Origin of the sequence: Bradyrhizobium sp. WYCCWR 12699 (assembly GCF_032144035.1) — a bacterium.
Taxonomy (GTDB): Bacteria; Pseudomonadota; Alphaproteobacteria; order Rhizobiales; family Xanthobacteraceae; genus Bradyrhizobium.
On the sequence record NZ_JAVTJN010000008.1, the window covers coordinates 44,658 to 53,018 of the forward strand.

General features: G+C 65.4%; 8 protein-coding genes. 6 read left to right on the forward strand and 2 right to left on the reverse strand.

Translation table 11 applies throughout. The features are described 5' to 3' along the window. Positions 1 to 94 precede the first annotated feature (94 nt). Positions 95 to 1,069 (reverse strand): NADPH:quinone oxidoreductase family protein, encoded by a 975-nt coding sequence (locus RPS27_RS08195; RefSeq protein WP_212064620.1) that lies wholly within the window; start codon positions 1,067 to 1,069, stop codon positions 95 to 97. 208 nt (positions 1,070 to 1,277) lie between these two features. Between RPS27_RS08195 and RPS27_RS08200 the strand changes: the two genes are divergently transcribed. The 6 genes from RPS27_RS08200 (at position 1,278) to argG (ending at position 7,077) form a co-directional block, all read left to right on the forward strand. Then, a complete protein-coding gene (locus RPS27_RS08200) occupies positions 1,278 to 2,117 on the forward strand; it encodes an SDR family oxidoreductase (protein WP_212064618.1) in 840 nt (279 codons plus the stop codon). 107 nt (positions 2,118 to 2,224) lie between these two features. Next, positions 2,225 to 2,863 (forward strand): invasion associated locus B family protein, encoded by a 639-nt coding sequence (locus RPS27_RS08205; RefSeq protein WP_212064616.1) that lies wholly within the window; start codon positions 2,225 to 2,227, stop codon positions 2,861 to 2,863. 190 nt (positions 2,864 to 3,053) lie between these two features. Next, a complete protein-coding gene (gene rlmN, locus RPS27_RS08210; RefSeq protein WP_211415126.1) occupies positions 3,054 to 4,256 on the forward strand; it encodes a 23S rRNA (adenine(2503)-C(2))-methyltransferase RlmN in 1,203 nt (400 codons plus the stop codon). 48 nt (positions 4,257 to 4,304) lie between these two features. Continuing rightward, positions 4,305 to 4,799: a hypothetical protein gene (locus tag RPS27_RS08215; RefSeq protein WP_194405371.1), complete on the forward strand. Its 495-nt coding sequence runs from the start codon at positions 4,305 to 4,307 to the stop codon at positions 4,797 to 4,799. Positions 4,800 to 4,870: 71 nt separating this feature from the next. Continuing rightward, on the forward strand, positions 4,871 to 5,647 hold the full coding sequence (locus RPS27_RS08220; RefSeq protein ID WP_212064614.1) for a phosphatase PAP2 family protein: 777 nt from the start codon (positions 4,871 to 4,873) through the stop codon (positions 5,645 to 5,647). A 92-nt stretch (positions 5,648 to 5,739) separates the two neighbouring features. After that, positions 5,740 to 7,077, forward strand: a complete 1,338-nt coding sequence (gene argG / locus RPS27_RS08225) for an argininosuccinate synthase (RefSeq protein WP_212064612.1) — start codon at positions 5,740 to 5,742, stop codon at positions 7,075 to 7,077. Positions 7,078 to 7,156: 79 nt separating this feature from the next. Here the strand turns inward: argG and RPS27_RS08230 are convergent. Then, the coding region (locus tag RPS27_RS08230) for an OmpA family protein (RefSeq protein ID WP_313753957.1) at positions 7,157 to 8,361 on the reverse strand (1,205 nt) is incomplete at its 5' end.

An 8,361-nucleotide genomic window follows, 5' to 3' on the forward strand; every position in this document is an offset into this window, starting at 1 on the left:
CCCACCATTGTCATTCCCCGCGAAGGTGGGGAATCCAGTACGCCGCGGCCCTTCGTGGCGATGGCGTCGCGACACCATTCGCCACGGCATGACCTCACGGATGCAAAATCACCTTGCCCATGGCCTGGCGTCCCGCAAGCACCTTCAGCGCGTCAGCGGTCTGGGCCAGCGGGAAGGTGCGGTCGACATGCGATGAGATCTTTCCTTCCGCCGTCCACTTCACGAGCTTCTCGAGATTGGCGCGGTTCTTCTCCGGATTCTGCCGGGTCCAGGCGCCCCAGAACACGCCGCGGATGTCGCAGCCCTTCAGCAGCGCGAGATTGAGCGGCATCTTCGGAATGTCGCCCGCGGCAAAGCCGATCACGAGGAAGCGGCCTTCCCAGGCAATCGAGCGCAGCGCCTGTTCGGCATACGCACCACCCACGGGATCGAAGATGATGTCGACGCCCTTGCCGCCCGTGAGCTTGCGCAGGCCTTCCTTCAGGTCCTCCTTGGCGTAGTTCAGCGTCAGCTCGGCGCCGTGCGCTTTGGCGAATTCGAGCTTCTCGTCCGACGAGGCGCAGGCGATCACCTTCAATCCCATCAGCTTGCCGAGCTCGCAGGCGGCAAGGCCGGTGCCACCGGCCGCGCCCAGCACCGCGAGCGTCTCGCCCGGCTTCGGGCTGGCGCGATCCTCCAGCGCATGCAGCGCGGTGCCGTAGATGATGATGATGCCGGCGGCGCGGTCGTAATCGAGATTGTCGGGGATCTTCACGATCGAGGCCGCAGGCAGCGCGATCTTCTCGCGCGCGCCGTTGTGGCCGCAGGAGGCGACGACGCGATCGCCGACTTTCAGATCGCTCACACCAGCGCCGATGCTCTCGATCACGCCGGCAACTTCAGCGGCCGGCGAGAACGGGAACGGCGGCTTGATCTGGTACTTGCCCTGGATCATCAGGATGTCGAAGAAATTCAGCGCCGCGGCTTTGATCGCGATCACGGCCTCGCCGGGACCCGCCACCGGATCCGGCACCTCGGCCATCACGAGATCGTCGGGCTGGCAATATTGCGAGCAGAGGATGGCTTTCATGGCGGCACCTGAAGCGTTTCGAGTGGAATTATAGTTGGGCCGTTTCTGCCGGATTTAGCCGCGGGCGACAATCCGGATTCTTTGTCTGCGGCGACGCACCGGCTTATCCTCGTCATTGCGAGCGCAGCGAAGCAATCCAGGCTATTTCCGCGGCACGGACTCTGGATTGCTTCCCGGCGCTCGCAATGACGGAAGAAGGATTCAAACGATGTTTGAAACGGGTCTGCTCAAGAACAAGCGCATCCTCGTCACCGGCGGTGGCTCGGGCCTCGGCGCCGCGATGGGACGCCGCTTCCTCGCGCTTGGCGCCGAGCTCGTGATCTGCGGCCGCAAGCGCGACCGGCTCGAGGCCACGGCAAGCGAGATGCGCGAACAGACCAATGGCAAGGTCACCACCATCGCCTGCGACATCCGCGACGGCGTTGCCGTCGAGACCATGATGGACCAGATCTGGCGTGAGGCGCCGCTCGATATCCTCGTCAACAACGCTGCCGCCACGTTCATCGCACAGAGCGAGCATCTGTCGCTCCGTGCGGCCGATGCGATCCTGGCGCCGACGCTGCACGGTGCGATGTACTGCACGCTTGCGGCCGGCAGGCGCTGGATCGAGGACAAGCACGGCGGCGTCGTGCTCTCGATCCTCTCGACCTCGACCATCACCGGCCGCGCCTTCACCGTGCCGTCGGCGATGGCGAAGTCGGCGCTGCTGGCGATGACCAAAAGTCTTGCCGTGGAATGGGGGCCGAAGGGCATCCGCACCGTCGCCATCGCGCCGGGGTCGTTCCCGACCGCGGGCGCGTCGGGGCAGCTCCGCCCCGAAGGCCGGGACGACGGCTGGACCGCGCGCAATCCGCTGGGCCGGACCGGAGAGCACGGCGAGCTTGCCGATCTCGCCAGCTTCCTGGTCTCGGATCGCGCCGGTTACATCAATGGCGAGATGGTCGTCATTGACGGTGGTGCACATTTGCGCAGTTCAGGCGCCGAGGATTTGCTTGGCTGGACCGAGGCGCAATGGGCCGCCCAGCGTGCCGCGCGATCCAAAGGTTGAGACCGCTAACTGCCTTCCCAAATTGAACTTTCCCCGCTATCCCTGCCGCGGGGACAAAGCGCGGCCGGGCCATCTTCCAGTCACAATATTGAGGGAACCACTCCAGCATGTGGCGGGTGCTGATTTTAGCTTTGATGACTGGTGTGATGGCCGGTGGAATCACCGATTCCGCGCGGGCGCAGACGGCGCCCAAGAGCGCTGCACCGAAGGCGGCCGCGCCTGCTCCCACGACCGCAAAATCGGCTGCAAAGCCGGAGAGCAAGCCGGCAGCACCGCCCGCTTCAGTTGCAGGTGGCGCGGAGCCGACCCTGATCGGCCAGTTCGGCACCTGGGGCGCCTATTCGGCGACGCCCAACGGCAAGAAGGTCTGCTTCGCGCTGGCCAAGCCGTCGTCGTCGAAGACCAATCCGCCGAACCGGCCGCGCGATCCCGCCTATGCCTTCGTCTCGACCCGGCCGGCCGAGAAGGTGAACAACGAAGTCTCGGTGATGATCGGCTATGCGCTGAAGCCGGGCTCGGAATCCTCGGTCGAGGTCGGCGGCGCCGCCTTTGCCATGTATACGCAGGGCGACGGCCTCTGGATCAAGAACGCGGCCGAGGAGGAGCGGATGGTCGAGGCCATGCGCAAATCCGCCGACCTCGTCGTCAAGGGGGTCTCGGCCAAGGGCACCGAGACGACCGACACGTTCTCGCTGAAGGGCCTCGCCCAGGCGCTCGACAAGATCGCGCAGGATTGCAGGCGTTAAGCCTGCCGGCGGGAAGGTCGCAATCGGCGGTTCCGGTTGCTATATAGGGGCGGTTCCAGATTTTCTTCCGTCATTCCGGGATGGTCCGAAGGACCAAACCCGGATTCTTGAGGTTCTCAGGTGCGCAATTGCGCACCATAGTTCGATGCTTCGCATCGCCCCGGAACGACAACACAATCGGGCCTATTCAATGCAACCGACGACCGAGCCGCACAACGCAATCCTGGTGGAGAAGACTCCGCTCGAAACCTATGTGCCGCCGGCAAGGCCGTCGCTGATCGGCCTGTCGCGCACCGAGCTTGCCGATCGCCTCGGCGAGATCGGCGTCGCGCCGGCGCAGCGCAAGATGCGGGTGCAGCAGCTGTGGCACTGGCTCTATTTCCGCGGCGCCCAGAGCTTCGACGACATGACATCGATCTCGAAGGGCATTCGCGCCGAGCTCGCGCAGCATTTCACCGTCGACCGTCCCGAGGTCGTCGCCGAGCAGATCTCCAACGACGGCACCCGCAAATGGCTGCTGCGTTTGCCGAGCGGCGACAATGTTCAGAAGGCGCATGAAGTCGAGTGCGTCTACATCCCCGAGACCGATCGCGGCACGCTGTGCGTCTCCTCGCAGGTCGGCTGCACGCTGAATTGCTCGTTCTGCCACACCGGCACGCAGCGCCTGGTGCGCAACCTCACGGCGGGCGAGATCGTCGGCCAGATCATGGTCGCGCGCGATCGCCTGAACGACTGGGCCGATCGCGAGGACGGCACGCGCCGCGTCACCAACATCGTGATGATGGGCATGGGCGAGCCGCTCTATAATTTCGACGCGGTGCGCGATGCGCTGCTGATCGTCGGCGACAACGAAGGCATCGGCATCTCCCGCCGCCGCATCACGCTGTCGACCTCGGGCGTGGTGCCGAACATCGTGCGCGCTGGCGAGGAGATCGGCGTCATGCTCGCGATCTCGCTGCATGCGGTGCGCGACGAGCTGCGCAACGAGCTGGTGCCGCTCAACCGCAAATATCCGATCAAGGAGCTGCTGCAGGCCTGCCGCGACTATCCCGGCGCCTCGAACGCGCGCCGTATCACCTTCGAATATGTGATGCTCAAGGGCGTCAACGATTCGCTCGACGATGCAAAACTGCTGGTGAAATTGCTCAAGGGCATTCACGCCAAGATCAATCTGATCCCGTTCAATCCCTGGCCCGGCACGGCCTATGAATGTTCGGACTGGGACCAGATCGAAAAATTCTCCGAATACATCTTCAACGCCGGCTATTCATCCCCGGTGCGCACCCCGCGCGGCCGCGACATCCTTGCGGCCTGCGGCCAGCTCAAGTCGGAGACCGAGAAGCTCTCGGCCAGGGAACGCCAGGCGCTGCGCGCCATGGCGATGACGGATTGATGATGGCGGCGACGCTCTCGCAATGACCGCAACGGTGGCTTTCGCGTCATGTCCCTGATCGGCCGCCTCGTCGTCATCTTCATCGGCTTCCTCGCCGCCTGCTTCGTCGGCGGCATGATCGTCGTCGTCGCCCTGTTGTTTCCGGAGTTCGCCGATCTCGGCGCCGGTCCCGTCGACCAGGGCACGATCGACGTTCTGCTCGGCTTCGGCTTCATCTTCGTCTCGGGCTTTGCACTGGTGCCGGCGATGGTGATCGTCGCGATCACCGAGGCGCTCTACATTCGCAGCGCACTCGCTTACGCCGTCGGCGGCGGCCTCGTCGGGCTCGCCTGCTATCTCGGCCTCGTCCCGTTCCACTCCGATACATTTCAGTTCGAGGGCATCGTGCGGCGTCATCTGGAGATCATGACCGGCGCGGGCATCGTCGCCGGCGTGGTCTATTGGCTGATCGCCGGCCGCAACGCCGGCGCCTGGCGCATCCCGCCGCCCCCGCGCATGCCGCCTCCGCCGTTGCCGTCGAATTCAAGACCGGATGCGCCGTAGTTTACGCCGTCAATCCGGAATGACCGCTGCAAGGGTTTCCATCTCCGCCTCACTCCGCTAAACCGCGCGCCATGAACCGTACCGGACTCTTCATCGGCCTTTCGCTGTGGCTCGTGATCGGCGTCGTTTTCGGCCTCTATCCCGAGCTCGATCTCAAGCTCGCCTCGCTGTTCTTCGACCCCCAGACGAAAACCTTTCCGCTCAAGCTGAACGATTGGGCCGGCTTCGCGCGCGACGCTGCGATGTGGGTCGCCTGGGCCTTCGTGTTGCCGTCGCTGGTGGCGCTCGTGGTCAAGATGGTCAGGCCCGACCGGCCCTTGATGGTGTCGGGGCGCGCGATCGTGTTCCTGCTGGTCACGATCATCCTGTCGGCCGGCATTCTCACCAATCTCACCTTCAAGACCTATTGGGGCCGGCCGCGTCCGGTGGTGGTGACGCAGTTCGCTGGCGACCAGCAATTCGTGCCGTGGTGGGATCCGCGCGGCGGCTGCGCGCGCAATTGCTCGTTCTTCTCGGGCGAAGGTGCGACCGCGTTCTGGACGCTGGCGCCGGCCGCGCTGGCGCCCCCGGCGTGGCGGCCGCTCGCCTATGCCGCCGCCGTGGTGTTCGGCGCCGTCACCAGCGGGCTGCGCATGGCCTTTGGCGGGCACTTCTTCACCGACGTCTCAATTGCCGGCCTCGTCACCTTCGTCGTGATCTGGTTTGCCTACGCCATGATTTACCGCTGGTCGCGGACCCGGTTCTCGGACGCGGCGGTCGATGCCGCCCTGACCCGGCTGAACATGCCTGCCTACCGGCTCCGCCAGCGCCTGTTCGGCCGCAAGACGAGTGCCGAACCGTCCGTTTAGGCCATTAAATGGGTGCCGAGCCCCGCGAAATTTGTTATTCGCGCGGTCAATCCGTCCTCACATCAGCCCCTTGAGACCCGATTGGAAGCCCCATGACCACGATCCTGAAAAGCCTGCCCAAGGGTGAGAAAGTCGGCATCGCTTTTTCGGGCGGTCTCGACACCTCCGCGGCGCTGCTCTGGATGAAGCAGAAGGGCGCGCGCTGCTACGCCTACACCGCCAATCTCGGCCAGCCCGACGAGGCCGACTACAACGAGATCCCGCGCAAGGCGATGGAGTTCGGCGCCGAGAAGGCCCGGCTCGTCGATTGCCGCACGCAGCTGGTCCACGAGGGCATCGCCGCGATCCAGTCCGGCGCCTTCCATATCTCGACCGGCGGCATCACCTATTTCAACACCACGCCGCTCGGCCGTGCCGTCACCGGCACGATGCTGGTCGCGGCGATGAAGGAAGACGGCGTCAACATCTGGGGCGACGGCTCGACCTTCAAGGGCAACGACATCGAGCGCTTCTACCGTTACGGCCTGCTCACCAATCCCGGCCTGAAGATCTACAAGCCCTGGCTCGACCAGCAGTTCATCGACGAGCTCGGCGGCCGCGCCGAGATGTCGGCGTTCATGACTGCCCAAGGCTTCGCCTACAAGATGAGCGCCGAGAAGGCCTATTCGACCGACAGTAATTTGCTCGGCGCCACGCACGAGGCCAAGGATCTCGAAAGCCTCGACAGCGGCATCAAGATCGTCAACCCGATCATGGGCGTGCCGTTCTGGCGCGACGATTGCGCCGTGAAGGCCGAGAAGGTCGTGGTGCGTTTCGAGGAAGGCCAGCCGACGGCGCTGAACGGCCAGACGTTCAGTGATCCCGTCGCGCTGTTCCTCGAAGCCAATGCGAGCGGCGGTCGTCATGGTCTCGGCATGAGCGACCAGATCGAGAACCGCATCATCGAGGCCAAGAGCCGCGGCATCTATGAGGCGCCCGGCATGGCGCTTCTGCACATCGCCTATGAACGCCTTGTCACCGGCATCCACAACGAGGACACCATCGAGCAGTACCGCATCAGCGGCATGCGCCTCGGGCGTCTGCTCTATCAGGGCCGCTGGTTCGACTCGCAGGCCCTGATGCTGCGCGAGACCGCGCAGCGCTGGGTCGCGCGCGCCGTCACCGGCGAGGTGACGCTGGAGCTGCGCCGCGGCAACGACTATTCGATCCTCAACACCGAGAGTCCGAACCTCACCTATGCGCCCGAGCGGCTCAGCATGGAGAAGGTCGAGGACGCCGCCTTCACGCCAGCCGACCGCATCGGCCAGCTCACCATGCGCAACCTCGACATCAACGATACCCGCGCCAAGCTCGGCCTCTATTCGAAGACCGGCCTGCTCTCGGGCAGCGAAGGCTCGCAGATCTTCCGGCTCGAGAGCGACAAGGGCTGAGTTTCCGGGCTACGGCCTCCAAAGGCACAAACAAAAATGGCCGGGATCGCTCCCGGCCATTTTGCATTTGTGTGTGCCGTTACCGCGGCGGCGCGGTGCCGGGCGGGGGCGGCGGCAGCGAGGCCTGGCCGCCGTTGAGCAGCGGCGTGATGTTGCGGATCGTGACGCGACGGTTGATCGCGCTCGGCCCCTGCGTCTGCTCCTTCAGATACTGCTCGCCATAGCCCTGCGACGTCAGGTTCTCGGCGGGGACACCGAACTGCTGCGTGAGCAATTCGGCCGCGGCCTGCGCACGACGGTCGGACAGCGACAGATTGTCGACCTCGTTGCCGACCGCGTCGGTGTGTCCCTCGATCAGGAAGACCTCGCGCGGATTGCGCTGGATCGCCTGGTTGAGGCCGTCGGCGATCGTCTGCAGCCGGGCCGCCTGGTCCGGCGGGATGGTCCACGATCCCGTTTCGAAGACGATCGTGTTGACGTCGATGCTCGGCATCTGCATGCGAACATTCGGGCTGTAGCGGATCTCGTCGAGCGAGTAGCGCCGATCGATCCGCTGCACAGGCGGTGCCACCATGGTCTGGTAGATGACATCAGGTGACGCTTCCTGGGCGTCGACGATGTAGCGGTCGTAAGGAATGTTCACGACCGGCGGCGGCACGTCGACATAGAAGCCGCCGACTGCCCGTGGATCGCGGTAGGTGTTGTCGATGATGATGAGCTCGTGTCCACGGGGATCCCTGCGGATGCGCCGCATCAGCCGGCCGTCGGCGCCGACGACGGTGATGATTTCGCTGCCGTCAGGACGAACGACGACCGTGCGGGTTTCGCCGCCGACCGTGTCCGTGCGGATGTCACGGGCGCCGTAACGGAAACGATAGAGGTCGTTGCCGCGGACATAGGCCTGCCCGCCCGGATCGCGGATGATGATGCGGTCCGGCTCGGTGTAGACGGTGCGGCCGCCTTCGATGGTCTCGCGTCGCTGATTGTGCATGTCGGCGATGGTGGCGCCGATCACGGCACCGGCCACCACGCCTGCACCGACCGCGAGCGGCGTGAGGTCACGCTGCGGCGGACGCGGGGCAGGCGGCAAGGGCGCTGCGACCGTCGGGGCGGCCCGGAAGGCCGGGGCAACCGTCGGCGGAGCGTATTGCGCCCTGTTCGGCGGCGGCGCTGCGGCCGCCGAGCCGGGGACGACACTCGGTGCTGCCGCGCCGGCGGGAGGTGCCGGCGGCCGGGGCGGCGCGCCAGCCTGCGGTGAGGCGGGCGGAGTTCCGGCAGCAGGCG

Coding starts and splice junctions, on each gene's coding strand:
- RPS27_RS08195 (WP_212064620.1), bottom strand. CDS start 1,069: ATGAAAGCCATCCTCTGCTCGCAATATTGCCAGCCCGACGATCTCGTG.
- RPS27_RS08200 (WP_212064618.1), top strand. CDS start 1,278: ATGTTTGAAACGGGTCTGCTCAAGAACAAGCGCATCCTCGTCACCGGC.
- RPS27_RS08205 (WP_212064616.1), top strand. CDS start 2,225: ATGTGGCGGGTGCTGATTTTAGCTTTGATGACTGGTGTGATGGCCGGT.
- rlmN (WP_211415126.1), top strand. CDS start 3,054: ATGCAACCGACGACCGAGCCGCACAACGCAATCCTGGTGGAGAAGACT.
- RPS27_RS08215 (WP_194405371.1), top strand. CDS start 4,305: ATGTCCCTGATCGGCCGCCTCGTCGTCATCTTCATCGGCTTCCTCGCC.
- RPS27_RS08220 (WP_212064614.1), top strand. CDS start 4,871: ATGAACCGTACCGGACTCTTCATCGGCCTTTCGCTGTGGCTCGTGATC.
- argG (WP_212064612.1), top strand. CDS start 5,740: ATGACCACGATCCTGAAAAGCCTGCCCAAGGGTGAGAAAGTCGGCATC.